Below are 26,112 nucleotides of genomic sequence, written 5' to 3' on the forward strand. Positions count from 1 at the left end.
CGGATGCCGCCGGTGCTCCGGGCCGGGGCCGGATGCCCAGGACCGGGGTCGCGCTGTACGTACGGTTCCGACCGGCCGCGGCGGCCGGAGCGGGGGCCGCCTCGCCCCTCGGAGAGGAGACGTACGAGCGGCTGATCGCACTGCTGGGGGAGTTCACCCCCGTGGTCGAGGCGCTGCCGCCGGACGCCGCGCTCGCCGACGTACGCGGTGCGCAGCGGTACTTCGGCCGGGATGCCGCCGGCATCGCCGAGCTGCTCCGGCTGCGTGCCCTGGCCTGGTACGACACCGAGTGCGTCATCGGCATCGCCGGCAACCCCCTGCTCGCCCGGATGGCCGCCCAGGACGCGGCGCCCGGAGAGGTACGCGTCGTCCCCGGGGACCCCGAGGGTGTCGCGGCCTTCCTCGACCGCAGGCCCGCCGCCGCCCTGCACGGCATCGGTCCCGCCGCGGCCCGCGCCCTGTGCTCGTACGGGCTCGACAGCGTCGGCCGGATCGCCGCAGCGCCGCCCGCGACCCTGCAACGCATCCTCGGCGCGAAGGCCGGCCGCCGGGTGTCCGAGCGGGCCCGCGGCATCGACCCGACGCCGGTGACCCCGAACGCACCGGCCCGCTCGATGGCCGCCGAACACCGCTTTCCCCACGACGAGTTGGACGAGGAACGGCGCCGCAGGGCGCTGCTCTCCCTCGCGGACGAGCTCGGCTCCCGGATGCGCAGCGGCGGTCAGGTGGCAGGCGCGCTCACGCTCACCGTCCGCTACGCCGACCGCACCACCACAACCCGCACCCGGAGGCTGGCCGAGCCGACCGCGCACGGGCCCGCGCTGACCGAGGTCGCCTACGCGCTGCACACCGCGCTCGGACTGCAACGCGCCCGCGTACGGGCGGTGGCGCTACGGGCCGAGGACCTCCGCCGGGCCGAACGCGCCGCCCGCCAGCTGACGTTCGATACGGCGGACGACAAGGCCCGCCGTATCGAAGCCGCCGTCGACCGTGCGCGCACCCGCTTCGGTCCGCACGCTGCCCGTCCCGCCGCGGCCTCCGCCGCCCCCGCGCCGGCCGCGGGACGTCAGCCCCACGGTCAGTCGTACAAGCGGTCGGCTTATGGTCAGCCGTACAGACGGTCGGCGTAACGCGGGCCGTAGTGCGCCTCGAGGGCTTCGAGCGGGAGGTCAGGGGCCTCCAGCGCCTTGCATATTCGGGCCCGGGTGGGGAGGGCTTCGGGATTCCAGGTCTCCGTGCGCCACAGACCGGACCGCAGGAACGCCTTGGAGCAGTGGTGGAAGACCTCTTCTATCTCCACGAGCAGCGCGAGCGCCGGACGGTGGCCCTTGACGACCAGTTCGTCGAAGAAGGGGGCGTCGCGCAGCAGCCGGGCCCGTCCATTGATGCGCAGGGTGTCGCCGCGGCCGGGCAGGACGTACGCCAGACCCACGTGCGGGTTGGTCAGGACGTTGCGGAAGCCGTCCACGCGCTTGTTGCCCGGGCGGTCGGGGATGACGATCGTCGTGTCGTCCAGTACGAGCGTGAAGCCCGCGGGGTCGCCCTTGGGCGAGACGTCACAGCGGCCCTCGGCGTCGGCCGTGGCGAGCAGGCAGAACGGGGAGTTGGCCAGCCATTGCCGGTCCAGCGCGTGCAGCGCGGGGCGGGTCTTGTGGGCGGCGTGGGCGCTCGGCTCGCCGACCAGCTCGCGCAACTCCGCCTCGGATGTGACCTCTACCAGGCCCTCCAACGGCTGATCGGCCGTCGGCTCCGCTGATGCTGTACTCATTGCCGTTTCCCCCTGTCACGGCGGGCCCGCGCGGCTCGCGAGCGCCACGACAACGACTTTACGCCGGACCACCGACAGCGGCCGGAGCCTGTGGATAACCCGTACGTCCGGTGAGAATCGTGTGCCACTTTTTTCACTGTCACACGGCTGGACCTTCGAGCTTACTCGGCCGTAACTTGACGAACCATCACAGTGTTGAGCGTTGAGCCATGCGGTCCGGATCGCAGGTGATGACTCGGCGAGCACTTCGGAGTCCCCTCACCTCCCGCAAGGAGCGTCGCATGAACACGACCACGCACCGAGCGCTGCCCTGGAGACGTGCGGCCACTGCCGTCTCCGCCCTCGCCCTCGCCTTCGGCGCCGCCACCGCGGCCACCCCATCGGCGGCAGCCGCCACCGCGCCGGCCGCCACCGCGCCGGCCGCCACCGTCTCCGCCGGCTGGAACGACTATTCCTGCAAGCCCTCCGCCGCCCACCCCCGGCCCGTCGTCCTCGTCCACGGCACTTTCGGCAACTCCGTGGACAACTGGCTAGCCCTGGCGCCGTACCTGGTCGCCCGCGGCTACTGCGTCTTCTCCTTCGACTACGGGCAACTGCCCGGCGTCCCCCTCTTCCACGGTCTCGGCCCGGTCGACAAATCGGCCGAGCAGCTCTCCGCGTACGTGGATCGCGTACTGACCGCGACCGGCGCGCCGGAGACCGACCTCGTGGGTCACTCGCAGGGCGGCATGATGCCGCGTTACTACCTCAAGTTCCTCGGCGGCGCGGCGAAGGTGAACGCGCTGGTCGGCATCGCGCCGGACAATCACGGCACCGACGTGAACGGGCTGACCCGGCTCCTGGACCAGTACCCGGGCGCCAAGAAGTACCTCGACGCGTTCACACCGGGCCTCAACGACCAGATCGTCGGCTCGGACTTCCTCACGCGCCTCAACGAGGGCGGCGACACTGTGCCCGGCGTGCGTTACACGGTCATCGCGACCAAGTACGACGAGGTGGTCACGCCCTACAAGAGCCAGTTCCTGAACGGCCCGGACGTGCGGAACGTACTGGTCCAGGACCTGTGCCCGGCCGACTTCTCCGGGCATCTGGTCATCGGTCTGGCCGACCGGGTCGCCTTCCACGAGACGGCCAACGCCCTGGACCCGGCCCACGCGACGCCGACGACCTGCGCGTCGCGCTGACCGCATCGCCGTGCGGTGCGCTGCTCCCTGAGAGCAGCGCACCGTCGACCTAACCGTACTGTCGCCCGGTCTCAGCCCCCGTTCCGGGCGGCCTTGCGGCGGGCGGCGGCGAAGAGCAGCGAGGCGCCCAGCGCCAGCACCGCCGCGCCGCCGATGGCGAGCGGAGCGGTCGAGTCGTCGCCGCCGGTCTCGGCGAGCTGCGTGGTCACCGCCTTGCCCGACGAGCCGTCGGGGCGCACGCCGTCCGCGCCGGCGTGCGCGTCCGTGTCCGCGTCAGGGTCCGAGTGCGCGTCAGGGGCCGAGTGTGCGTCAGCGTCCGAGTGCGCGTCCTTGCTCGTGCTCCCGTGGTGCACGTGTTCCATCGAGGACTTGTCCGCGCCGGCCGCGAGCTGCCGCTCGGTCGGCGCGGTGGCCGCTGCCGTATCCGTGCTGTCGCCGGCCTTGCCGAAGACCACGTCCGAGCAGGTGTAGAAGGCTTCGGGGCTGTCCGAGCGCTGCCAGATGCTGTAGATCAGGTGGCGGCCGGTGCGGGCCGGCACCTTGCCCTCGAAGACGTAGTCGCCGTCGGTGAGGGTCGGGTCGGTGACCTTCGCGAACGGCTTCGCCTCCAGGTCCGACCACTTCAGGGGCTTGCGCGGGTCGTAGCCGTCCTTGGTGAGGTACAGCTCGAACGTGCCCTTGTGGGGCGCGGTGGCCTTGTACCGGAACGTGTGGGCGCCCGCCTTCATCGGGCTGGCCGGCCAGTCGTCCCGGGCCAGGTCCAGGCCCTTGTACTCCTCGCTGTTCGCGCTGCAGAGCTTGCCGTCCGGTATGCGGGTCCTTGACTGGCCGCCCGCCGCGCCGTCCCGTACGCCGTTCCAGTCGTACAGGGCCTGTACGCCGCCGGCCGCGACTATCGCCTTGCAGGCCGCGGAGTCCGGTGACTCCGGCCCCTCGGCGTAGCACGCGGAGATCCGGCTCACCGGGTCCGTCATCGAACCGTGCGCGGACGCCGGGCCCGCGGCGAGCGCGGTGAGGGCGAGCGGGGCGAGGGTGGTGAGGGCGAACGCTGCGGCCTTGCGACGAGCGGTCATCGTGGGGGGTCTCCTTGGCTCATGGAAGCGGAGCCGGCGGCTGCGGCCGGCGGGCAGCACGCTAGCCCCGCCGACCAGCGAATTCGCTGCCCGGAGCGGACCCTTGGCGATCTTTATGGGTGGCTTAAGGAACCGCTCAGCGGTGGTTAATTCCCGGGGAGGCGACCCACCGGTAGCACCGCTCCGGACGGCCGGTGCCGCCGTACCGGAGTGAGACCTCGGCCTGCCCGGTGCCCGTGAAGTACTCGAGGTAGCGGCGCGCGCTCACCCGAGAGAGCGCGCCCGCCGCCGCGCACTCCGATGCCGAGAGGCCGTCCTCGTGCTGTCGCAGGGTGCGTTCGACCAGATCCGCCGTATGGGCGGCGAGACCCTTGGGCAGACCTCTGGAGGCGCGCGGGCGGGTGCCGAAGATCTGGTCCACGTCCTCCTGGCTGGCCTCGCCGAGCCGTTCCAGGCGGGTGCGCAACGCGGCCACGTGCCGCAGCTGCTCCTGAAGGGAGGACTTGTCGAACGGCTTGATGAGGTAGTGCAGCGCACCGGCCCGCAACGCGTCCCGTATGACGTGCGCATCGCGCGCCGCCGTAACGAAGAGCGCGTCGGCGTGCGTCCCGCCCTCCAGGGCCCGCAGGCGGCGCAGCACGCTGATGCCGTCCATGTCCGGCAGGTAGATGTCCAGCAGGAGGAGGTCGGGGCGGAGCCGTTCGGCTGCGCGCAGTGCCTCGGCACCCGTATGTGCCACGCCGGCCACAGAGAAGCCCTCGGTGGCGTTCACGTAGTGGCTGTGCAGCTTGGCGACCATGAAGTCGTCGTCGACGACCAACACCTTGGTCATCGAACGATCCCTTCCGCGACCACAACGTTCACAACGACCCTTAATACCGGAAGCGAGACGCGGAGTTAACCCCCGGGCAACATGTGGCCCTCACCACGATCTCCCCCCCCCACAGAGCCACGAAGCCACACGTAAGAGAAGGGTGGTGTCATCTGTGCGTGCGCGCACACCCCTCGCCCTCCTGGGGGCGGTTCTGATCGTCCTCCTCGGCCCGCCCCTGCTGACATCGGGCAGCGGGGCCGACACCGGGACCCGGATCCCGGGCCTGCAGTTCATGGTGCCCAACACGCCGGGCGGTGGATACGACATCACGGCCCGTACGGCGGCGAAGAGCATCGAGGACGCCGGGCTCAACCACAATGTCGAGGTCTTCAACCTCCCTGGCGCCGGCGGCACGGTCGGCCTCAGCCGGATGGTCAACGAGCACGGCAACGGCAAGCTCGCGATGTCCATGGGGCTCGGCGTCGTCGGCGCCGTCCACACCAACCACTCGCCCTCCGGGCTCGGCGACACCACGCCCATCGCGCGGCTCACGGAGGAGCCGGACATCGTGGTCGTCGCCAAGGACTCCAAGTACAAAACGTTCGAGCAGCTGCTCGCCGACTGGAAGAAGAACCCCCGCAAGATGCCGGTCGGCGGCGGCTCCTCCGCCGGCGGACCCGACCACCTGGCGCCGATGCTGATGGCCAAGGCCGCCGGGATCACACCCAAGTCCGTCAACTACGTGCCCTTCGATGGCGGGGGCGAGCTGCTCGCCTCCGTACTGGGCGGCAAGGTCGCCTTCGGGGTGTCCGGCGTCGGCGAGTACCTCGACCAGATCAAGTCCGGGGAGCTGCGGCTGCTGGCCGTCACGGGCCCGGAACGGGTCAAGGGCCTGGACGCGCCCACCCTCAAGGAGGCCGGCGTCGACACCGAGTTCACCAACTGGCGCGGCATCGTGGCGCCCCCGGGGCTCACGGACGTCGAACGGCAGAAGCTGACCGCCCTCTTCACCGAGCTGCACGGCTCCCCGCAGTGGAAGGACGCGCTCAAGCGCAACGGGTGGAGCGACGCCTTCATGACCGGCGACAGGTTCGGCCGCTTCCTGGACGCCCAGGACCGGCGCGTCGACACCGTACTGAAGGAGCTGGGGCTGTGAGCACCGGTACCGAACCCACCGCGCCCCCGAAGAGCAGCGGGCTGCGCGCCTCCTTGCGCGGCCGCTCCGAACTGGGCGTCTGCCTCATCCTCCTGGTCCTCGGCGTCCTCGTGCTCACCGACGCGGTCACGATGGACACCGACATCACCCAGCGCGGCCCCATCGGGCCCACCACCGTGCCGATCGTCGTCGGGGTGCTCCTCCTGGTCGTCGCCGTGCTCCTCGCCGTCGACGTCCTGCGGGGCGGCCGCGGCGAGGCCGAGGGCGGCGAGGACATCGACCTCTCCGAGCCCGGCGACTGGCGCACCGTCGCCCTGCTCGCCGGCGTCTTCCTCGCCAACGCCGTCCTCATCGGCCCGCTGGGCTTCCCGATCTCCGGCGCGCTGCTCTTCTGGGGCTCCGCATACGCGCTGGGCAGCCGCAACCTCACCCGGGACCCGCTCATCGCGGCCGTCCTGTCCCTGGTGACCTACGTCGTGTTCAACAATCTGCTGGGTGTGCCGCTGCCCGGCGGCCCGCTCATGGGGGTGCTGTAGACGATGGACTCCCTGTCCTCACTCATCGACGGCTTCGGTACGGCGCTGACACCGATCAACCTGCTGTGGGCCGCCATCGGGGTGCTGCTCGGCACCGCCATCGGAGTACTGCCGGGCATCGGCCCCGCCATGGCCGTCGCCCTCCTCCTCCCCGTCACCTACGGGCTGGACCCGACCGGCGCGTTCATCATGTTCGCCGGGATCTACTACGGGGGCATGTTCGGCGGCTCCACCACCTCCATCCTGCTCAACACGCCCGGTGAGAGCGCGGCGGTGGTCGCGGCCATCGAAGGCAACCCGATGGCGCGTGCCGGGCGCGGCGCGCAGGCCCTGGCGGCCGCTGCCGGCGGGCACTTCGCAGGCGGCATGATCGGCACGATCCTGCTGGTCGTGCTCGCGCCCACGGTCGCCGCGCTCGCCGTGGACATCGGTGCGCCCGACTACTTCGCCATCATGGTGCTCGCCTTCATTGCCGTGACATCCGTGCTCGGCAGCTCCCGGATACGCGGCTTCGCCTCGCTGCTCATCGGCCTCACCCTCGGGCTCGTCGGCCTGGACCAGATGACCGGGCAACAGCGGCTGACCTTCGGGATCCTCGAACTCGCCGATGGCATCGACGTCGTCATCGTCGCCGTCGGACTGTTCGCCATCGGAGAGGCGCTGTGGGTGGCGGCGCATCTGCGGCGTACGGCAGGGGAGTCGATCCCGGTGGGCCGCCCCTGGCTGGGCAAGGGGGAGCTGCGCCGCACGTGGAAGCCGTGGCTGCGCGGGCCGCTCATCGGCTTCCCGTTCGGCGCGATCCCGGCCGGCGGCGCCGAGATCCCCACCTTCCTCTCGTACGTCACCGAGAAGCGGCTCTCCAAGCACCGCGACGAATTCGGCCGCGGCGCCATCGAAGGCGTCGCCGGGCCGGAGTCGGCGTCCTCGGCGTCGGCGGCCGGCACGCTCGTGTCGATGCTGACCCTCGGCCTGCCGACGACCGCCGTCGCCGCGGTGATGCTGGCGGCCTTCCAGCAGTACGGCATCCAGCCCGGGCCGCTGCTCTTCGAACGCGAACCGGAGCTCGTCTGGGGCCTCATCGCCTCGCTGTTCGTCGGCATGGTGCTGCTCCTCGTCCTCAATCTGCCGCTGGCGCCCGTCTGGGCGAAGCTGCTGCGGATTCCGCGCCCGTACCTGTACGCCGGGATCCTCTTCTTCGCCGCGGTCGGCGCGTACGCGGTCGGCGGAGAACCGCTGGACCTGGTCATCCTGCTGATCATCGGGCTGATCGGGCTGGGCATGCGGCGGTACGGGCTGCCGGTGCTGCCCGCCGTCATCGGGGTCATCCTCGGCCCGGCCGCCGAACAGCAGCTGCGGCGGGCGCTGCAGATCAGCGACGGCAGCGTCACCGGCCTGATCAACACGCCTTTCTCGGTCACCGTCTACGTCGTGATCGCGGTGCTGCTGGCCTGGCCGTGGATCAAGCGGGTACTCCCGCGCGGGCGTTCCGCGCGCGCGGAGGACTGAGAGCGGGACAGGAGCCGGGCGGGGGCGGGACACGGCGGGACGGCGGTCGGCGTTCCGCCCTCCGCCCGACCGGCATCCGGGCGAAAAACCGGGTTATCCACAGGCCAGAGCGATTGTCAGTGGCCCCTGTCACTATCTGTGCATGACTACCGACACGCCGGTCACCGACGCCGGTTACTGGAATTCCGCCGCCGAGCGGTTCGACGACGAGCCCGATCACGGGCTGCGCGATCCGGCGGTACGAGCCGCATGGGGGGACCGGCTGCGGGACTGGCTGCCGGCCGGGCCGTCCGACGTCCTCGACCTCGGCTGCGGCACGGGCAGCCTGGCCCTGCTCGCCGCCGAGCAGGGCCACCGCGTCACGGGAATCGACCGCTCGCCGCGGATGGTGGACAAGGCCCGCGCCAAATTCGCGGCGGCGCGGTTCGGGGACCGGACGCCGGCCGGGCGGCTGATGGTCGGCGACGCGGCCGAACCACCGGTGGGGGAGCGGCAGTTCGACGTGGTACTGGTCCGGCATCTGCTGTGGGCGCTGCCCGATCCGGAGGCGGCGCTGCGCCGCTGGATCCGGCTGCTGCGGCCCGGGGGCCGGCTGGTGCTGATCGAGGGCCGGTGGGGCGAGTCCGACCCGATCGGCATCACGGCCGCCGAGCTGGAGCGGCTGGCCGCTCCGCTGGCCCGCCGCACGCACCTGGAGAGACTCGCGGGTGACCCCGTGCTGTGGGGCAGGGAGGTGCGGGACGAGCGGTACGCGATGGTGGTCCACCCCGCGCCGCCGGCCCGCCATACGGAGGTGGTCGATGTCCATCTGATCCTGCGCCGCGGGGACGAGGTACTGCTCGCCCGGCGCGCGAACACCGGATACGCCGACGGGCTGCTGCACGCACCCAGCGGGCACGCCGAGGACGGCGAGGACGTCCGGGAGGCGATGATCCGGGAGGCGGCCGAGGAGACCGGGCTGCGGCTGACCGCGTCGGACCTGCGGGTCGCGCTGGTCATGCAGCACCGCGCGTCGGACGGGCGGCCGCGGATCGGCTGGTTCTTCGAGGCGACGTACGGCGCGGGCGGCGAGCCGGTCAACCGCGAGCCGGAGAAGTGCTCCCAGCTCGCCTGGTTCCCGCTGGACGCGCTCCCGGACGACATGGTCGCGTACTGCAGGGCGGGCCTGGACGCGTACCGCACGGGCCGACGCTTCGTCCTGCACTGGCACCGGCCCGGCGACTCCGTCGCATACGGCCCAGCGGGCCCGGACCGCGCGGTACCACTGCCGCCGAGCACGGGCGGCGGGGTTTTGGAAACGGGGGGATGAGGGTGAGGGGGATGAGGGTGAGGAGGAGAGCGGGGACGGTCACGGTGTCGGCGACGGTGCCTTGGCGTCGGAGGGACGGAACGCGCGAACGGTGAGCGACATGCCGCGGGACGCTACGCCGCGCCCACCCCACCCGCCTCCCAATTTCGGGGGCCTGCGGGGGCGGTCGGGGACAGCGCCTCGGTCGGGGCAGCCGCCTCGGTCGGGGCAGCCGCTTTGGTCGGGGTCGGTGCCTCGGCAGGGGGCGTGTGGTGTGAAGCGTGGTGGGTGGGGGCGGAGCAGAATGGGTGGGGCGAAGGTTTTGTTGCCTCACCTCTACTGGGAGTTTCATCGTGGCCCTGCACCCTCTGCAGCTTGTCGTCGATCCGGAAGCGGCGGACGCGCCGTATGAGCAGGTCCGCACCCAGATCGCCGAGCAGGCCCGGAGCGGGCGGCTGCCGGCCGGGTTCCGGCTGCCGACGGTGCGCGGGCTGGCGGGGGAGCTGGGGCTGGCCGCGAACACCGTGGCCAAGGCGTACCGGGCGCTGGAGAGTGACGGGGTGATCGAGACGCGGGGGCGTAACGGTACGTTCATCGCGGCTGCCGGGGACGCGGGTGCTCAGCAGGCCGCGGAGGCCGCGCTGGCCTTCGCCCAGCGGGCGCAGCGGCTCGGCCTCGACCACCAGGCCGCGCTGGCCGCCGCGGTGACGGCGCTGCGCGCCACGTATGGCGAGGACGGGTGACCCCACCCACCGGAGGAGGGGTGACCACCCATCAGGGACGGGCCCATCGGTAACGGACCCGTCAGGGGCGGGTGACCATCCACCAGGGACGGTGACCACCCACCAGGAGTCGAACGGCTCGTCGTGAGCCGGTGCCCCGCGTAAGGTGGGCTTGCTAACTCGTCGTTCAGTAACGAACCAGAGGTAGGTGCGGCATGGCCAGCAAGAAGGCGCTTGTTCGGCGGCCGAGTTCGCGGCTTGCGGACGGGCTGGTTACGCATATTGAGCGGCGGCCGGTGGAGGCCGGGCCGGCGTTGCGGCAGTGGGAGGCGTATGTCGGGGCGCTGCGGGCGCACGGGTGGGAGACCGTTGAGGTGCCGCCCGCCGATGACTGCCCGGACGGCGTTTTCGTCGAGGACACCATGGTGGTGTACCGCAACGCGGCGCTGATCTCGCGGCCCGGCGCGGACGAGCGGAAGCCGGAGACCGCGGCGGCCGCGGAGACCGTCGAGGCGCTCGGCTGCTTCGTGGGCCGGGTCCGCGCGCCCGGGACGCTGGACGGCGGGGACGTGCTGAAAATCGGCGACACGGTGTACGTGGGTCGGGGCGGGCGCACCAATGGGGACGGAGTGCGCCAAATTCGGGCTGCTTTCGAGCCATTGGGGGCGCGGGTCGTCGCCGTACCGGTCAGCAAGGTACTGCACCTGAAGTCGGCCGTTACCGCACTTCCCGACGGCACGGTCATCGGATACCCGCCGCTCGTCGACGACGAGGCGCGCGCACTCTTCCCGCGCTTCCTGGCCGTACCGGAGGAGAGCGGGGCGCACGTCGTGCTGCTGGGCGGTGGAAAACTGCTGATGGCGGCCAGTGCGCCGAAGAGCGCCGAGCTGTTCGCGGACCTCGGGTACACGCCGGTGCTCGTCGACATCGGCGAGTTCGAGAAGCTGGAGGGGTGTGTGACGTGTCTGTCCGTACGCCTGCGGGAGCTGCCCGCATGACCGCCATATCGTGACCGCATGAGCAACCTCGATCTCAAGCCCGCGGCCAGTCTCTGCGGGGGCGGAGGCCGGACCGGACCGGTCCGTGACGTCCAGCCAGGCAAGCAGGTTCCGCTGGGGGAGTCCACGCTGGTCCGCAGACTGCTGCCGAACCTCGGGCGCAGGATGGTGGGCGCGTGGTGCTTCGTGGACCACTACGGTCCGGACGACATCGCCGGGGAGCCGGGGATGCAGGTGCCGCCGCATCCGCACATGGGGCTGCAGACGGTCAGCTGGCTGCGCGAGGGCGAGGTGCTGCACCGCGACAGCCTCGGGTCCCTGCAGACCGTACGGCCGCGGGAGCTGGGCCTGATGACCTCGGGCCGGGCGATCGCGCACTCGGAGGAGTCGCCGCGCGACCACACCCGGGTACTGCACGGCGCGCAGCTGTGGGTCGCGCTGCCGAACGAGCACCGGGGGAAGGCGCCGTCGTTCGAGCACCACGCCGAGCTGCCGGTGATCACCGGGGGCGGCGGGCTGAGCGCGACCGTGATCCTTGGGGAGCTGGCGGGCGCGCGGTCGCCCGGCACGATCCATACGCCGCTGGTCGGCGCGGACATCACGATCGGCGCGGGGACTCATGTACGGCTGCCGCTGGAGAGCGACTTCGAGTACGCCGTGCTGACGATCGAGGGGGAGACCGAGGTGGACGGCGTACGGCTCGGGCCCGGCTCGCTGCTGTACCTCGGGTGCGGGCGCGGCGAGCTGCCGGTTCGCGCGGATGTCCACAGCAGCCTGATGCTGCTGGGCGGGCTGCCGTTCGAGGAACGGATCGTCATGTGGTGGAACTTCGTCGCGCGCAGCGGTGAGGAGGTGGCGGCGGCGCGGGAGGCGTGGATGGCGGGGGAGCGCTTCGGGACGGTGCACGGCTACGACGGGCCGCCGCTGCCGGCCCCGGCCCTGCCGCCGGTGCCGCTCAAGCCGCGGGGGCGCCAACGGTGAGGCGGCCGGCCCGCACCGACACGCGTACGGGCCGCCGCACCGCCACCACGGCGAGACGTGCCGCTGACGGCGCGAGCCGCGCCGCCGAAGGCGCGAGCCGCAGGGCCAACGGCCCAAGCCGCACCTCCACCCGCACAGCCCGCACCGTCCCACGTACGGCCCGCACCGCCACAACCCCGCCTCAACCCCTCACAAATACAACCCCGCATCAGCCCCCGAATCCTGCGTGGGGACCGCGGCCGGGCGGGTGCCGCGGCGGAGGGCGTACAGTTCGGCGAGGCTTGCGCCGTCGCGGCCGATGCCCTCGTCCGAGCCCAGCCAGCCGGTCGCTTCCGTACGCGTGAGCGGGCCGACCTCGATACGGGCCAGGCAGCGGCCGGGCCGGACCACCGCAGGGTGCAGCCGCTCCAGGTCCTCGTTGGTCGTCACGCCCACGAGGACGTTGCGGCCCTGGCCCAGCAGGCCGTCCGTGAGGTTGAGGAGCCGGGAGAGCGCCTGCCCGGCGGTGTGCCGGGCCTCGCCGCGGATCAGCTCGTCGCAGTCCTCCAGGAGCAGCAGCCGCCAGCGGCCCCGGCCCGTCACGTCGTCCTCGCCGATGGCGATGTCCATCAGATAGCCGACGTCGTTGAAGAGCCGCTCCGGGTCCAGCACGCAGTCGACCTGGCACCAGTCGCGCCAGGAACGCGCGAGCGTGCGCAGCGCGGAGGTCTTGCCCGTGCCCGGCGGGCCGTGCAGGAGCAGCAGCCGGCCGGCGATCTCCTCGGGGGTGACCTTCATCAGGCCGTCCAGCGCGTCGGCGACCGGTGCCGTGTAGTTCGGCCGGATCTCCTCCCAGGTGCCGGCGGAGATCTGCCGGGTGGTGCGGTAGGGGCCGCGGCGCGGGGAGTAGTACCAGAAGCCCATGGTGACGTTGGCGGGCTGCGGCTCCGGCTCGTCCTCGGCGCCGTCCGTGGACTGGCCCAGCACCTTCTGGGCCAGCTCGTCGCTGACCGCCGTGACCGTGATGTCGGCGCCGCGGTTCCAGCGCGAGACGAGCAGCGTCCAGCCGTCGCCCTCGGCGAGGGTCGCACTGCGGTCGTCGTCGCGCGCTGAGCGCAGTACTTCGGAGCCCGGCGGCAGCAGCGTCAGGCCCGGCTTGACGCGCTCCAGGGAGCGGCTGCGGGCGTACGGCTGGCGTCCGTTGGCGAACCGCCCCAGGAAGAGGGCGTCCACCACATCGGACGGGGAGTCGCTGTCGTCCATCGTCAGACGGATCGGGAGCGACTCCTCGGCGGCGGCCGGCGGCAGGTGATCGGCACACATGGCGGCCATGATCCGGCATGACCCGCGTGCCGTACACGGAATTACGGGATTACCCGGGCCGGACCGGAGGTGTACGCGGGCTTGACCGGCACTTGACAGGCGGGGTGGTAGTTCTGTCCGCAGGGCAACCGTTACGCGGTAGTGCGGCCCAACAGCCGGGATTCTGGCTAGGCTTGCCCGTTGTGGGACGTCATGGGGGGTTACGGGTGGCAATACCGGGGCGCACGCGGTGGGCGATCACCGCGCTTCTCGGCACGGGGGTGACAGTTCTGTCGTTACTCCTGGTCATGTGCGGGTTTCCGCCGGGGGGACAGGAAGGCAGGGGCGCGAACAACGGAGTGTTCGGCAGTGCGAACCCGATGGCTCAGCTGGGCTGGGGGTTCACGCACACCGAGTTCAGCGCCGACCGCGGTGCGGACACCGCCAAGGTGGCGGCCGACCGGCTGCTCACCGGCGACCCGATGCCGCAGAATCAGCACATCATGGGCTGGGGGGCGCGCAATCCGGAACCGAGCCCCGGGAAATACAACTTCCGCGACCTGGACCGGCGGCTGGCGCTGATCCGGAGCACCGGCGGCACGCCCGTCCTCACCCTGTGCTGTTCGCCGGACTGGATGAAGGGCGGCAAGGCCGGGAAAACGGACTGGGGTGAGCTGGAGAAGGCGCCGAGCCCGGAGCACTACGAGGACTTCGCGAAGCTGGCGGGGAAGATAGCGAAACGCTATCCGGAGGTCCGGCACTTCATCGTCTGGAACGAATTCAAGGGTTTCTTCGACGAGGACAAGAACCGCTGGGACTACGAGGGTTACACACGGTTGTACAACCTCGTGTACAAGGAGCTGAAGAAGGTCGATCCGGGAATCCAGGTCGGCGGTCCGTACATCGTGATGGACAGCTACGGCCCCGGGGAGGACTCCTACGCGTCCGACCTCGCGGGACCCTGGGGCTCGGTCGACCAGCGGGTTCTCGATGCGGTGTCGTACTGGAACGAGCACAAGGACGGGGCGGACTTCCTGGCCGTCGACGGCTCCAGCTACACCAAGGACGATGAGTACGCGCCGGACGAATTCCGGGCGACGGAGAAATTCGGCGACGTGACGCGGTGGCTGCGCCAGGAAACCGGGCTGCCGGTGTGGTGGACGGAGTGGTACGTCGAGGTCGCGGACGAGAACGACGACCGGAACGGCTGGAGCGAGCCGCACCGTACCGCCGTCCAGGCCGCCGCGATGATGGAGATGGCGCGGGGCGGCGTGGCCACCGCGCTGTACTGGAATCCGCAGAACGAGGGCGAGGACTGCCCCGGCTGCCTGTGGCGCAGCACGCAACTGGACGACGGCGGCGGCGAATTGCCGATGATGAAACTGCTCGGGAAATTCGGGAAGGAATTCCCGCCGGGGACCGACTTCCGGTCCGTTTCCGTCGCGCCGGAGGACCGGCCGAATGTACGGGTGCTCGCCGACGACGACTCCGTGCTGGTGATCAACACCCTCGACCGGACCATCCAGGCCAAGATCGACGGCCGGACCTTCGACATGCCGGCCTACGGGCTGCGCTGGCTGAAGCGCTGAAGGGCGCTGCCTTCGCCCCGTACTCGTACGGAGCGAAGGCAGCACCTATGGAGGCCAGCCCCTACGACAGCGTGACGAAGCGCTGCACGAGAGCCGCCAGGAAGACCAGCAGGAGCGGCAGCGAGAACCAGAAGGAGCCCTGGATCCAGCGCTGATTGGCCACGCTCGGCGGCAGCGCCACCCGCGTGATCTCGCGGGTGCCCAGCAGTAGGAGCAGCGCCACCACCGCCAGGCCGCCCGCCACCGACCACGGCGTCCAGGTGACCTTCGGGCCCGCCGGGCCGGGGGCGGGCTGCGGTACCGGGCCGGCCGGCGGATCCTTCAGCTCGTACAGCACGGCGTCGTCGTTGACGAGCACCCGCCGCAGGTCGGGGCGGCTGTCCAGGTTCGCGCGCAGCCGCCGCTCCCAGCTGTCCGGGTAGCCGCCGTCCAGCCGCAGCGCCTCGGACTGGCCGCGGCCCACGATCAGGTACGACCGCGGCCCCGCGTCCTTCAGCGCCTTGACGAGCGGACCGACGAGCACGGGGTCGCGCGGCGCGAGGGTCGGCTCGTACTGGACGCGCTCCATGTCCTTGGCGCCCCACGGCATGTCCGGGGTGACGTTGTCGACCGGGTCGTCGGTCAGCCACAGCAGCCGTACGGTCGGCTCGTCGTGGGCGTACACGTACTCCATCGCCGCGACCTCGCCGGACCGGGTCCGCTCGAACGGCTCGTTGCCCCAGCGGGCCACGAGGAAGCCGAAGACCAGCACCAGGCCCGCCAGCAGGGCCGCGAGCGGCCCGAGGCCGCGCCGGCGGGCGGCAGGGCGGTCGGTGGCGGGACGGTCAGCGGCGGGACGGTCAGCGGCGGGGTGGTCGGCGGCGGGGCGGTCGGCTGTCGGGCGCGGGAAGAGCGCGAGCGCGCCGAGCACACACGCGCCGGGCAGCGCGAACATGAAGACGCGCAGCGCCATCTCGCCACCGTAGGACTGCATCCCGAAGGCGAGGAACGGCACGAAGGCGAGCACCACCAGAGAGCGCTCGGCGAAGCCCGCCATGCGCCGCCGCAGCACGCCCCAGCAGGCCAGCGCGAGCACCGAACCGGCCAGCAGGACCCGGGTGTACAGGACGAGCTTGTGGGTGCTGCTGCCGCCCTCGATACGGCCCGCCACGGACGAGGTCACGTTGGAGCCCAGGCCGCCGATGCCGCCGAACAGCTCGTCGAAGTGGCCCGACCAGTAGGGCTCGGCGAGGAAGCCGATCCAGAAGACGACCAGCACGCCGAGCAACAGAGGCAGCCCGCGCAGCGTCGAACGGCGCACGAGCACCAGGAAGACGAGCACGCCGAGCATCACGAAGGGCGTGAGCTGGTGGCCCGCCACGGAGACCGTGAACAGCGCGATCAGTACGGCGAGCAGGACCGCGCGCTGTCCGCGGCTCGCCGGGCGCACCTCGGCCTCACCGGGACGCAGCTTGCCGCGCAGCACCCGGGGGTCGCGGAACCACACCAGGAGGACCGCGACGAAGACGAGGTAGAGCAGGTACGTGAAGCCCTGCGGCGAGAAGTAGTCCTGGCCGACCCAGCCGCACAGCGCGAACAGCCATGCCGCGCTCCACTTCGCGCGCCAGTCCGCCCGTACGGAGCGCAGCAGCAGGAACACGGGGGCGAGGTACAGCAGTTGGATGGTCAGCGGCCACCAGCGGATCAGCGCCTCGAAATCGGTGACGCCGCACGCCTCGGCGAGGAACTGCGCCCCGGCGAAGAAGCCCGGCCAGCTCCAGCGCGCGTCCAGGTCCGGTACGGCGGTGCCGGTGCGGCCGATGTAGTCCAGGAAGCCCAGGTGCTGCCAGGCGGTGGCGAAGCGCGGCTCGGTCTCCAGGACGGCGGGCAGCGCGTGCAGCGCCACGGCCGTCAGGAGGAGCGTCGCCGCCAGCAGGACCCGGCGCGGCCGGGAGAGCCACAGGGCCGCGGCGAAGGCCACGGCGAGCAGGGCGGCGCCGACAAGTGTGGCGACCGGCAGGACGGAGATCAGGCCGAGCCCGCCCATCCGGTCCAGGTCGGCGTCGCCCATCCCGCGCAGCGGCAGCCAGAAGAGCGCGAGCGCGGTGCCGAGCAGGGCCCAGACGCCGAGGTCGGCACGGGCGGCGAGCCGGGCGGCCACGCCGCCGCGCGCGACCGGGGACGCGCCGCTGGTGCCGCTGGTGCCGCTCGCGCCGACCGCCTCGCCCGCCGCGGCAGGAGCGGCAGGAGCCGCCGGGGTGACCTTCGGCAGCCGCACTGTGTGCGCCTCAGAAGCGTTCTGCGGGGCGACGACGGGCAGGGGGAGCGTCTGTGCCTCCGCGGGTTCGCCAGGCTCCTGTGCGGCCTTCTGCGCCCACGACGGCCTCCCGACGGCGGGTGGCGCCGACTCCACCACCGGCTCCTCCGTCAGCGGCGGCCGCACATCCGGGCGGCGTTCCATGTGGTCGAAGTCCACATGCACGCCCAGCGGCATCGTGTCCACATCGAGCCGGGCGCGCTGCGCCCATGAAGGCGCGCGTACCGCGTCGCCCAGGTCGCCGTGCATCGCCAGGTCCGCCAGGTCGCCGTCGGGCGCCACCCCGTCGGCCGGCGTCTTGGCCAGCGGCGCCACCGGGCGGCCCCGGACCACGCCGTACAGCTTCACCGTCGCGATCGTGGCGATCACGGCCAGGCTGCACACCTCGGCGACGCCCGCGCCGGCCAGTCCCATCTGCGGCAGCAGGAGCAGCGTCAGGCCGAGCACGAGGAAGCACAGCAGGCCCTGGAGGTATGCGAGGCCCGAGGTCCGGCTCTGCGCGCGGAGCACCGCGAAGTACGTCTCCATCACCACGCGCAGCAGCGCGCCGACCGCGAACCAGCGCAGCAGCGGCGTCGCGGCGTCCGCGTACCCCTTGCCGAACACGCCGAGGATGTACGGCGCGCAGACGAAGAGGAAAACGGCGACCGGGAGCATGATGCGGGCCATCCGGCGCAGCGCCGCGCGGGTGTTCTCCGCCAGCCGCGCGGGGTCGTGCGAGCCCTCCACGGTCAGTGAGGCGCCCATGTTGATGGCGAGCAGGTTGACCGTGCCGCCGATGGTGGTGGTGATGTAGAAGTACGCATTGTCGGCCGCGCTGACCTGCGAGGCGACGATGACCGGTACGAGGTAGACCACCGCGAGCGAGAAGAGGGAGCCGGTGTAGTCGCCGGCCAGGAAGCGGCCCATCTCGCGCAGCGAGGGCGGCCGTACGGTGCGCGCGGTGGCGGCGATGTGGCGCGGCACGAGGCGCCGGAAGACGAGCCAGCCCAGCGGGATCACGGACACCGCGATCGCCGCGACCCAGGAGACGAAGACGCCCGCGGTGGGGATGGCCGCCGCGATCGCCACCAGTAGGGCCAGCTTCACCGCCGAGAAGACCAGATTGCCCACCGGCACCCACAGGGCGCTGCGCAGCCCGGTAAGTACCCCGTCCTGCAGGGTCAGTAGTGACCAGGCGATCACCGCGACTATGAAGCCCAGCCCGTTGAGGGGCCCGTGGAGGAAGCGGTACGAGGGTCCCCAGAGGTCCAGCGTGAGCAGGAAGATGCCGGCGGCCACCGCCACGATCAGCGAACTGCCCGCGTACGTACGGAAGACCAGCCGTCCCGTCGCCCGCCCGGCGACCGGGATGAAGCGGGCCAGCGCGCCCGTCAGCGTCAGCGCGGTGAGCCCGGCCAGCAGCTTCATCGCGGCGATCGCCGCCGAACCCTGACCGACCGCGGACTCGGTGTAGTAGCGCGCGGCGACCAGCCAGAAGCCGAGGCCCAGCAGCCCGGATATGCCCGTGTTGAGCATCAGCGCGTAGGCGTTGCGGAAGAGCGGCGTGCCGCCGCCGCGCCCCGGGAACCGCAGCTTGCGCCCGTCCGGTGCCTGGTGGTCCCGCGTGTGTTCCTCGGTCCGGGTGGTCGTTTCGGACACTGGCTCGGGTTCCCTTTCCTGAGGCCCGGCACTGTGTGTCACCGGGCCCCACTGACGGCCTTACGTCGGCGCTGCAGCGCGCGCGGGGTCAGCCCCCGGGTGTGCAGAGCCGGATCGCCTGACGCGATCTGCGGAGCAGGGCGTAGCCCTTGGTGAGGACGCGGTCCTTCGCGAAGGTGCGGCCGATGGCCTCCCCGGCGACGATCCGGCGGAACTCCGCCAGGTCCGTGCCGCGCCGCACGGTCAGCCGGCGCAGCGCATACGGGCCCTGCCGGTAGCCGGCCAGGTCGTTGCCGACGGCCAGCGACTGGTGGAAGCCGGCGGCGCGCACCGTGCGCCGCACCCGCCGGCTGGAATAGCCGTACGGGTAGGCGAAGGACACCGGGGCCGCGCCCAGTTGCTCGGCGACGATCGCCTTGCAGCGCAGTACCTCGGACCAGAGCCGGTCGTCGGCGAGCTGGTCCAGCTGGGGGTGGGTGTGGCTGTGGCCGCCGATCTCCACCCCGGCGGCGGCCAGCTCCCGCACCTGCTCCCAGCCGAGCATGGTGTCCAGCGCCCCGCCGGTGTCGTACGGCCCCGGCAGCCAGCCGGTGGAGACGAACAGGGTGGCCGGGAAGCCGTACTTGGCCAGGGCGGGCAGCGCGTGCCGGTGCACGCCTTCGTAGCCGTCGTCGAAGGTGATCAGGACCGGGCGGTGCGGCAGCGGGCCGCCGTCCCGCCAGGCCGCCGCGAGCTGCGCGGTGGTCAGCGGGGTGTACCCCTCGCCGTCCAGGACCGCCATCTGCTCGGCGAACGCGCCGGGCGCGACGGACAGGGCATGCGTCGCGGGGGCCGGTTTGTGGGCGACCGCGTGGTACATGAGGATCGGCACGGGGGAGAGGGCGGAACCCTCCAGGCCGGTGCCTTCGGGGCCGGTCATGCGACCGCCCCCTCGTCGCCGCGCAGCGAGGCGGGACCGTCGCCGCGTACGGGCTTATCGGCCCGTACGGTCAGCCGCACGGGCTCGGCCGGCGGCGGCTCGCTCCCGGTGTCCGGCGCCGGTCCCGGTACCGCCGCGATCACGAAGCCGCCCCCGGAGCGGCGGGTGCGGGCCGTGCCGACCAGATAGCCGCCCGCCGCGGCCGCCACCCCCGCGACGATCGCGCCCGCCCGCCCCGCGCCGCCCGGCCTGCGCAGCAGCGCGTCCCGGACGCCGCGCGCCACCCCGGCGGGCAGTACGCGGGTGGTGTAGCGGCGCTCCGTGGCCAGGCCCTCCTGGGTGCCGACGCTGCGCGCGACCAGGGCCTTCGAGAGGCCCTCGGCGTAGGCGCGGGTGCGGAAGTACGCGAAGCGTTCGCGGCCCGCGGGCACCCGGTGGTGGATCACCGAGCGGTCGTCGATGAGCAGCACGGCGTCCGGGCAGGCGCGGGTGAGCCGGATGCACAGCTCGGTCTCCTCGCAGCCCAGCGGCCGCTTGTCGCCGTCCCGGCCGATGCCGGTGGCGAACCCGCCGGCGAGCTCGAACGCCTCGCGGCGGAACGAGGCGTTGCCGCCGAGGACGTTGCGCACCCGGGTCCGGCCCGGTGGCAGGCCGAGGTAGGTGCAGCCGACGACCCAGTCGAACTCCCGGGGGAACCACGCGGGACGGCGCCCGGAGGCCCAGACCGGTTCGGTGCGGCCGCCGATCGCCATCACCTTGGGGTCGGCGTACCCCTCGGCGAAGTGCAGCAGCCACTCGCGCTCGGCGACCGCGTCGTCGTCGAGGAAGGCGATGACCTCGCCGGTGGACTCCGCGACGCCGGTGTTGCGGCCCGCCGAGAGCCCTCTTGGACCGGCGTTGGGCAGCACGCTGATATCCGTGGCCCCGGCGAACTGTGTGCGCAGCCGTGTCAGCAGGGCCGGGTTGTGGTCGACGACGAGCAGGATTTCGTGTGCCGGGTGCAGCTGGTCACGCACCGAGGCCGCCGCGGCGAGAATGTCGCCCCAGCGGTCCTCGGTGTACACGCAGATCACCACGGAGATGCGGACGCTCAAGACACCTCTCCCGTGATCATGGCGGGCCGCACCGCGCGCTTACGGGTACCGCGTTCGCGCAGGATGACCTTCAGGACGCGGATGCCGTCCCGGACCGCGCGCAGGTTGCTGACGCCGTGGATGCGGTTGTACTCGTGGCTGGGGATCTCCTGGACGCGCAATCCGGCCTTGACGACGCGGATGTTCATCAGCGTCTCGACCTCGAAGCCCGCGCAGTCCAGCGCGATCTCGTCCAGGCAGTGCCGCCAGAAGGCGTTGTAGCCGTAGCACAGGTCGGTGTAGCGGGCCCCGAACTTGGTGTTGACCAGGGTGGTCAGCACACGGTTGCCGAGCTTGCGGATGGGCGTCATGTCGTCGGTGCCGCCGCCGTTGGCGAAGCGGGAGCCCTTGGCGAAGTCGGCGCCGCCGACCAGCGCGGAGACGTAGGAGACGATCTCGCCGCCGTCGGCCGAGCCGTCCGCGTCGATCATGACGATGATTTCGCCGGTGCACGCCGCGAAGCCGCTGATCAGGGCATCCCCCTTGCCCTTGCCGCGCTGCTTCACGACCGTGACGTCCGGCCACAGGTCCCGCGCCACCTGCACGGTGTCGTCGGTGGAATTCCCGTCCACCAGGACCACTTCATGGATCCAGTCCGGAAGCGTCTTGAAGACGTACGGGAGATTTTCCGCTTCGTTCATCGCCGGTATCACCACGCTGACCGGCGGAGCAATCGCCAAGTGCGAGGAAACGGGCCGATATTGCGCCTGTGCGGGAATCCGCACGGCGGATTCCTGATCCGTCTCCGCAGGGCGAAGGAACGAGCTCATGAGTCTTTTTCCCTCTCGTCCGGTAGGCCGCCCACCCCCGGGCGGCCCGGATGTGTTTCCGGTTCGAAAGGGGGGTTCACACTCTGCTCAGAGCGGCGTGGAACACCGGACGGACAGAGCGAGCTGGCATGCGTGTTTCCGCGGCTCGTGGCTCGACGCTGACACACGTATCGAGCACGGCACCCCCCTACCGCGCCCCGCATCGGGCCCCGTCGCGGCGCTTGAGCCCTCCCCTAGAGCCGCTGCATGACGATCCGTTGCGGGTGGAATGTACGACCGTATTGATGTTTGACACTCTATGGCAAGAGTCAGAACTACAAGTCCCCCTTTGTCTTCTCGGCGGAAAGAGAGCGGGCCGCTCCGAGTTCTCCGGTACGGATTCGGCCCATCCGTTTGAGCAGTCGGTCGGCCGGCTCGAACAATTCCGGCCGGGTCACCACGGTGTTCCGCAGTGCTTTTACCGGCGCGCGCCGCGCGCGATGTCCCAGCGCCACCGGATGGCGCCGCGTCACCCACCCCTCCAAAACCTGAATTTCCCGTGTCTTGAACGAGTCCTTGTACTCCTTCTCGCCGCGACCGAGATCCAGGTACGCCATGGAATCCGCGGCGGCCCCCTCGGCCATCCGCAGATGCAGGATCAGCCCCGGCGAGAATTTCGCGAACTCCGGGTCGTAGGCGGGGAACCAGCACGCCAGCACCCGCTCCGAACGCAGCCCGAAGTGCGCGGCGACCGGCCGCTCGCCGGCGTACAGGACCGACAGCACGCCCGCGAAGGAGTCGGTGCGGGTGTGGAACAACTGCTCCACCAGGTGCGTGATCCATGGCCGTGCGAAGCGGTCGCTGCGTCCCGTTCTTCGGTACTGCGCCGATTTCCAGTCGATGAGTCTGCGCAGAACGGCCGGATCCCGCTCGTCGTGGACGTACCGCACCTCGCCCACGTCCCGCCCGAGCTTGCGCTCCTTGGCGAGGGTGGTGCGGGTGAACTTCGGCGACTGCTTCCGGAGCCGGGCCAGGTACGCCTCGAACCCCTGGTCCACGTCGATCACCGGGGACGGGAACGACTGCAACGGCTGCGCCTCGAAGGGCTTCTGGCCCTCGACCAGGTGGTCGAACTCCAGCACCGCCAGCCCGCACGCGTACAGCAGCTCGCGCGCGTCCCACTGGAAGCCGGGCCGGTGCACCAGGCCCTGGGCGTCCGAGACGCCGAGGCCGATCGCCCGACCGACGCCCAGCGCGGACCGCTGGAAGGGCAGGAACGCGGCCGGCTCGCCGTCCTCCCTGATCACCGCGATCCGTACGCCGCGGCGGCAGCGGCCCACCGCGAGCGCGAACTCCGGGGCCAGGAAGGGGTTCGCCAGGACCGGTGTGCCCAGGAGATGCGCCTGGGACTGCACGGCGGTCCACGCCGCCCGGTCGGCGCCGCTCAGCTCGCCGGGGCGGTACACGCTGATGTCCACTTCAGTCCGTCCGTGCCTCTGGCGCGGACGCACCCCGGCGCCGCACGCTCGCCAGCAGAAAGAGGGTGCCGCTGATCGCCGCCACGGCCACGACCCCGCCGCGCGCCGACCACACGTGCAGCGACAGCATCGTCTGGGCGACCAGCATGTCGACCGCGAGCGCCCCCGCGCCCGCGACCACCGTGCGGCTGAGCGGGTCCAGGCGTCCCAGGGCGGCGGCGATGGCGGCCGCCGGCGCGCCGAGCAGGAAGAAGAGCGTGAAGGGTGCGCGCAGCGGCGAGTCGAGGTCGGCGAGCGCCAGTACGGCACCCACGCCCCCCACCGCGACGGCGGCGCCCGCGAGCAGCGGCATCGGCTCCCCCCGGGCCGGTCTGCTGCCGCTCGATCTGTTGCTGTTGATGGTCTTGGTCTGCATTGGCAGCTTTGCCCCCCATAAAGCGGCCTGATGCTCATAAGCACCCGATGCCGGGCTTCAATGTGGCCCGGCTGCCGGGTGCTCGTCAAGGTGCGAAGGAGACGTGAACGAGCCACGTCCGCCGCACTGGACGCGGTGGACGTGGCTCGCCTGCAAACTGTGGTACGAGCTATGGAACGGTTGGTTCCGGTCGTGTCCGAAACGTGGTGGGAACCGGCGTGCGCGGGCGCCCGGAGGCTACGGAACGATCTTCAGGAGCTTGTTCGGCGAACCGCTGCCCGGGCTGGTCACGACGCCGGACGTGGCCCCGGCGACCAGGGCGCTCGACACCGCGGCGGGCGAGGCCGACGGGTGCCCGGCGAGGTAGACGGCGGCCGCACCGGCTACGTGCGGGGTGGCCATGGACGTACCGGAGATGGTGTTGGTGGCGGTGTCGGAGGTCCGCCAGGCGCTGGTGATGCTGCTGCCGGGCGCGAACAGGTCGAGGCGGGAGCCGTAGTTGGAGTAGCTGGCACGGGCATCGGTGCTGGTGGTGGCGCCGACGGTGATCGCTTCGGGGACACGGGCCGGCGAGGAGGTGTTCGCGTCCGCGTTGGAATTACCGGCCGCGATCGCATACGTCACGCCGCTCGCGATGGAGTTCTTCACGGCGGTGTCCAGCGCGGTGCTCACCCCGCCACCCAGCGACATGTTCGCCACTGAGGGGCCGCTGTGGTTCTTGGTGACCCAGTCGATGCCCGCGACGACCTGGGCGGTGGTGCCGGAACCGGAGTTGTTGAGCACCCGCACGGCGACGACCTTGGCCTTCTTGGCGACGCCGTAGCTGGTGCCGGCCGCGGTGGCCGCGACATGGGTGCCGTGGCCGTTGCCGTCCTCTGCGACGTTGTCGTTGCTCACCGCGTCGTAGCCGTTCACGGCGCGGCCGCCGAAGTCCTGGTGGCTGATCCGGACACCGGTGTCGATGACGTACACGGTGGTACCGCTTCCGGCGCTGTCCGGATACGTGTAACTCCGGTCCAGCGGGAGGTTCGTCTGGTCGATGCGGTCCAGGCCCCAGGACGGCGGGTTGGTCTGGGTGCCGGTGGCGTGCACCGTCGTGTCCTGGATCACCTGGTCCACGGCCGGGTCGGCGGCCAGGCGTCTCGCCTCGGCCGCGGAGAGGTGGGCCGCGTAGCCGTTGAGGGCTGCGGTGTACGTCCGCTGCACGGTGCCGCCGTGCTCGGATATCACGCGTCTGCCGTCGGCGGACGCGGCCTTGAGGCCCGCGGCCTTCTTCAGGGTCACGATGTAGCTGCCCTGGACGGCGTTCTCGGCGCCCGCGCCGATGACCGTGCCCTCGGCGGGCGCGGCCTGGGCCGGGAGCGCGGTGACGCCGAGGGTGACGGCGGCCGACGCGGCGGTGATCGCGGTGGCGATCCGGAGCCTGGCCGGAATCCGGCCGGAAACCTTGGTGGTGGTACGCATCACTGCCATGCGAGGGGGTCCTCCTCGTGAGGTGCGCGTGGTGCGTGCGCATGGGGGGTGGCGCACGGATTCGTGCGCTACGAGCGGCTGTTGAGGGTGCGACAGTCCGTTCGGACGAAAGATTCGCGAGAGTCGGCGGAATATTCAAGAGGGCCTGCCTTGATCGTCATATGCGCGACATAGTGCGGCAATCCACCGGGGCACATGGCCCGTAATCCTCTACGCGGGTAGCAAAGTTGGCATGAACACTTCCGTGGCGCGTGTCGTACTGCTACCACGGTTGCGGCAGAGATCCTGCTATTGGAGGTTCCATGAGAGTTTCCAGATGTGCGGGCTTCTTGTCCGCCTTCCTCGTCGCCTCGTCCCTGGCACTCTTCGGTACCGCTCCCGCTTCCGCCGCCCAACTCGACGGCGCCGCACGGTATGTGGCGCTCGGCGATTCCTACTCCTCCGGCCTCGGAGCCGGCAGCTACGACAGTGGCAGCGGCTCCTGCAAGCGCAGCAGCAAGGCGTACCCCGCCCTCTGGGCCGCCGCGAACTCACCCGCCGCCTTCACCTTTGCGGCCTGCTCGGGGGCCCGTACGGGTGATGTCATCAACAGTCAATTGACGTCGGTGAACGGTGAGACGACCCTCGTCTCCCTGACCGTCGGCGGCAACGACGCCGGCTTCGCCGACACCATGACCACCTGCGTGTTCAACTCCGAGAGCGCCTGCCTGTCCCGGGTCGAGCAGGCGCGCACGTACATCAACAACACCCTCCCCGGGAAGCTGGACCAGGTGTACAGCGCCATCTCCGGCAAGGCGCCCAACGCCCATGTGGCCGTCCTGGGCTACCCCCGCTTCTACAAGCTGAGCGGCACCTGCATCGCCGGCCTCACGGAGAAGGAGCGCGCCGCCATAAACGCCGCCGCGGACGACCTCAACGCCGTCACCGCCAAGCGTGCCGCCGACCACGGCTTCGCCTTCGGTGACGCCAACACCACCTTCGCCGGCCACGAGATCTGCTCGGGCAGCTCCTGGCTGCACAGCGTCCGCTATCCCGTCGAGGAGTCCTACCACCCGACCGCCACCGGCCAGTCCAGCGGCTACCTTCCGGTGTTCCGCGCCGCCATGTGATCC

At 71.4% G+C, this 26,112-nt stretch carries 22 protein-coding genes; 11 read left to right on the forward strand and 11 right to left on the reverse strand.

Features of this window, described 5'->3' with window-relative positions; translation table 11 throughout:
* The first annotated feature begins 32 nt into the window (after positions 1-32).
* A complete protein-coding gene (locus AB0I82_RS19320; protein WP_363258505.1) occupies positions 33-1,130 on the forward strand; it encodes a helix-hairpin-helix domain-containing protein in 1,098 nt (365 codons plus the stop codon).
* Here AB0I82_RS19320 and AB0I82_RS19325 read toward each other — a convergent pair.
* Positions 1,106-1,768: a pyridoxamine 5'-phosphate oxidase family protein gene (locus AB0I82_RS19325; protein WP_363258506.1), complete on the reverse strand. Its 663-nt coding sequence runs from the start codon at positions 1,766-1,768 to the stop codon at positions 1,106-1,108. The two genes, AB0I82_RS19320 and AB0I82_RS19325, sit on opposite strands and share 25 nt — an antisense overlap.
* 281 nt (positions 1,769-2,049) lie before the next feature.
* Here AB0I82_RS19325 and AB0I82_RS19330 point away from each other — a divergent pair, with 281 nt between their 5' ends.
* Positions 2,050-2,952 carry an alpha/beta fold hydrolase gene (locus AB0I82_RS19330; RefSeq protein WP_363258507.1) on the forward strand — a complete coding sequence of 301 codons (903 nt, stop codon included), beginning with the start codon at positions 2,050-2,052 and terminating at the stop codon, positions 2,950-2,952.
* 71 nt (positions 2,953-3,023) lie between these two features.
* Here AB0I82_RS19330 and AB0I82_RS19335 read toward each other — a convergent pair whose 3' ends face one another.
* Together AB0I82_RS19335 and AB0I82_RS19340 are read right to left on the reverse strand one after the other, a co-directional pair.
* A complete protein-coding gene (locus tag AB0I82_RS19335; protein ID WP_363258509.1) occupies positions 3,024-4,025 on the reverse strand; it encodes a lytic polysaccharide monooxygenase in 1,002 nt (333 codons plus the stop codon).
* Between the two features lie 136 nt (positions 4,026-4,161).
* A complete protein-coding gene (locus AB0I82_RS19340; RefSeq protein ID WP_363258510.1) occupies positions 4,162-4,857 on the reverse strand; it encodes a response regulator in 696 nt (231 codons plus the stop codon).
* Positions 4,858-5,011: 154 nt separating this feature from the next.
* On the opposite strand from AB0I82_RS19340, the gene AB0I82_RS19345 reads away from it, so the two are divergent.
* From AB0I82_RS19345 to AB0I82_RS19375, 7 genes are all read left to right on the forward strand, one after another.
* Positions 5,012-5,995, forward strand: a complete 984-nt coding sequence (locus tag AB0I82_RS19345) for a tripartite tricarboxylate transporter substrate binding protein (RefSeq protein ID WP_363259064.1) — start codon at positions 5,012-5,014, stop codon at positions 5,993-5,995.
* Complete coding sequence (locus tag AB0I82_RS19350) at positions 5,992-6,531, forward strand: tripartite tricarboxylate transporter TctB family protein (protein ID WP_363258511.1); 540 nt, start codon at positions 5,992-5,994, stop codon at positions 6,529-6,531. The genes AB0I82_RS19345 and AB0I82_RS19350 overlap by 4 nt, the downstream gene beginning before the upstream one ends.
* Before the next feature lie 3 nt (positions 6,532-6,534).
* A complete protein-coding gene (locus AB0I82_RS19355; RefSeq protein WP_363258512.1) occupies positions 6,535-8,037 on the forward strand; it encodes a tripartite tricarboxylate transporter permease in 1,503 nt (500 codons plus the stop codon).
* Positions 8,038-8,179: 142 nt separating this feature from the next.
* Positions 8,180-9,346 carry a methyltransferase domain-containing protein gene (locus tag AB0I82_RS19360; protein ID WP_363258513.1) on the forward strand — a complete coding sequence of 389 codons (1,167 nt, stop codon included), beginning with the start codon at positions 8,180-8,182 and terminating at the stop codon, positions 9,344-9,346.
* 332 nt (positions 9,347-9,678) lie between these two features.
* Positions 9,679-10,068, forward strand: coding sequence for a GntR family transcriptional regulator (locus AB0I82_RS19365; protein WP_363258515.1), 390 nt, complete (start codon positions 9,679-9,681; stop codon positions 10,066-10,068).
* A 194-nt stretch (positions 10,069-10,262) separates the two neighbouring features.
* A complete protein-coding gene (gene ddaH, locus AB0I82_RS19370) occupies positions 10,263-11,045 on the forward strand; it encodes a dimethylargininase (protein WP_363258516.1) in 783 nt (260 codons plus the stop codon).
* Positions 11,046-11,063: 18 nt separating this feature from the next.
* Positions 11,064-12,026, forward strand: a complete 963-nt coding sequence (locus AB0I82_RS19375) for a pirin family protein (RefSeq protein WP_363258517.1) — start codon at positions 11,064-11,066, stop codon at positions 12,024-12,026.
* A gap of 189 nt (positions 12,027-12,215) precedes the next feature.
* On the opposite strand, the gene AB0I82_RS19380 is transcribed toward AB0I82_RS19375, so the two are convergent.
* Positions 12,216-13,328 carry a DUF5925 domain-containing protein gene (locus AB0I82_RS19380; protein ID WP_363258518.1) on the reverse strand — a complete coding sequence of 371 codons (1,113 nt, stop codon included), beginning with the start codon at positions 13,326-13,328 and terminating at the stop codon, positions 12,216-12,218.
* Positions 13,329-13,687: 359 nt separating this feature from the next.
* Here AB0I82_RS19380 and AB0I82_RS19385 point away from each other — a divergent pair, with 359 nt between their 5' ends.
* Positions 13,688-14,896: a xylan 1,4-beta-xylosidase gene (locus AB0I82_RS19385; protein ID WP_363258519.1), complete on the forward strand. Its 1,209-nt coding sequence runs from the start codon at positions 13,688-13,690 to the stop codon at positions 14,894-14,896.
* A gap of 61 nt (positions 14,897-14,957) precedes the next feature.
* Here the strand turns inward: AB0I82_RS19385 and AB0I82_RS19390 are convergent, their stop codons facing one another.
* The 7 genes from AB0I82_RS19390 to AB0I82_RS19420 form a co-directional block, all read right to left on the reverse strand.
* The gene (locus AB0I82_RS19390) at positions 14,958-18,833 is read right to left on the reverse strand and encodes a lipopolysaccharide biosynthesis protein (RefSeq protein WP_363258520.1); all 3,876 of its coding nucleotides are present in this window, start codon (positions 18,831-18,833) and stop codon (positions 14,958-14,960) included.
* An 88-nt stretch (positions 18,834-18,921) separates the two neighbouring features.
* On the reverse strand, positions 18,922-19,752 hold the full coding sequence (locus tag AB0I82_RS19395) for a polysaccharide deacetylase family protein (protein WP_363258521.1): 831 nt from the start codon (positions 19,750-19,752) through the stop codon (positions 18,922-18,924).
* Positions 19,749-20,846, reverse strand: coding sequence for a glycosyltransferase family 2 protein (locus AB0I82_RS19400; RefSeq protein ID WP_363258522.1), 1,098 nt, complete (start codon positions 20,844-20,846; stop codon positions 19,749-19,751). The genes AB0I82_RS19395 and AB0I82_RS19400 overlap by 4 nt, the downstream gene beginning before the upstream one ends.
* On the reverse strand, positions 20,843-21,655 hold the full coding sequence (locus AB0I82_RS19405; RefSeq protein WP_363258524.1) for a glycosyltransferase family 2 protein: 813 nt from the start codon (positions 21,653-21,655) through the stop codon (positions 20,843-20,845). Before AB0I82_RS19405 ends, AB0I82_RS19400 begins: the two co-directional genes overlap by 4 nt.
* Before the next feature lie 314 nt (positions 21,656-21,969).
* On the reverse strand, positions 21,970-23,112 hold the full coding sequence (locus tag AB0I82_RS19410) for a GNAT family N-acetyltransferase (RefSeq protein WP_363258525.1): 1,143 nt from the start codon (positions 23,110-23,112) through the stop codon (positions 21,970-21,972).
* 1 nt (position 23,113) lies between these two features.
* Positions 23,114-23,527 carry a hypothetical protein gene (locus tag AB0I82_RS19415; RefSeq protein WP_363258526.1) on the reverse strand — a complete coding sequence of 138 codons (414 nt, stop codon included), beginning with the start codon at positions 23,525-23,527 and terminating at the stop codon, positions 23,114-23,116.
* A gap of 237 nt (positions 23,528-23,764) precedes the next feature.
* Positions 23,765-25,000 (reverse strand): S8 family peptidase, encoded by a 1,236-nt coding sequence (locus tag AB0I82_RS19420; protein ID WP_363258527.1) that lies wholly within the window; start codon positions 24,998-25,000, stop codon positions 23,765-23,767.
* A 302-nt stretch (positions 25,001-25,302) separates the two neighbouring features.
* On the opposite strand from AB0I82_RS19420, the gene AB0I82_RS19425 reads away from it, so the two are divergent.
* Positions 25,303-26,109 (forward strand): SGNH/GDSL hydrolase family protein, encoded by an 807-nt coding sequence (locus AB0I82_RS19425; RefSeq protein WP_363258528.1) that lies wholly within the window; start codon positions 25,303-25,305, stop codon positions 26,107-26,109.
* Positions 26,110-26,112 lie beyond the last annotated feature (3 nt).

Source organism: Streptomyces sp. NPDC050315, assembly GCF_040655775.1.
Taxonomy (GTDB): Bacteria; Actinomycetota; Actinomycetes; order Streptomycetales; family Streptomycetaceae; genus Streptomyces.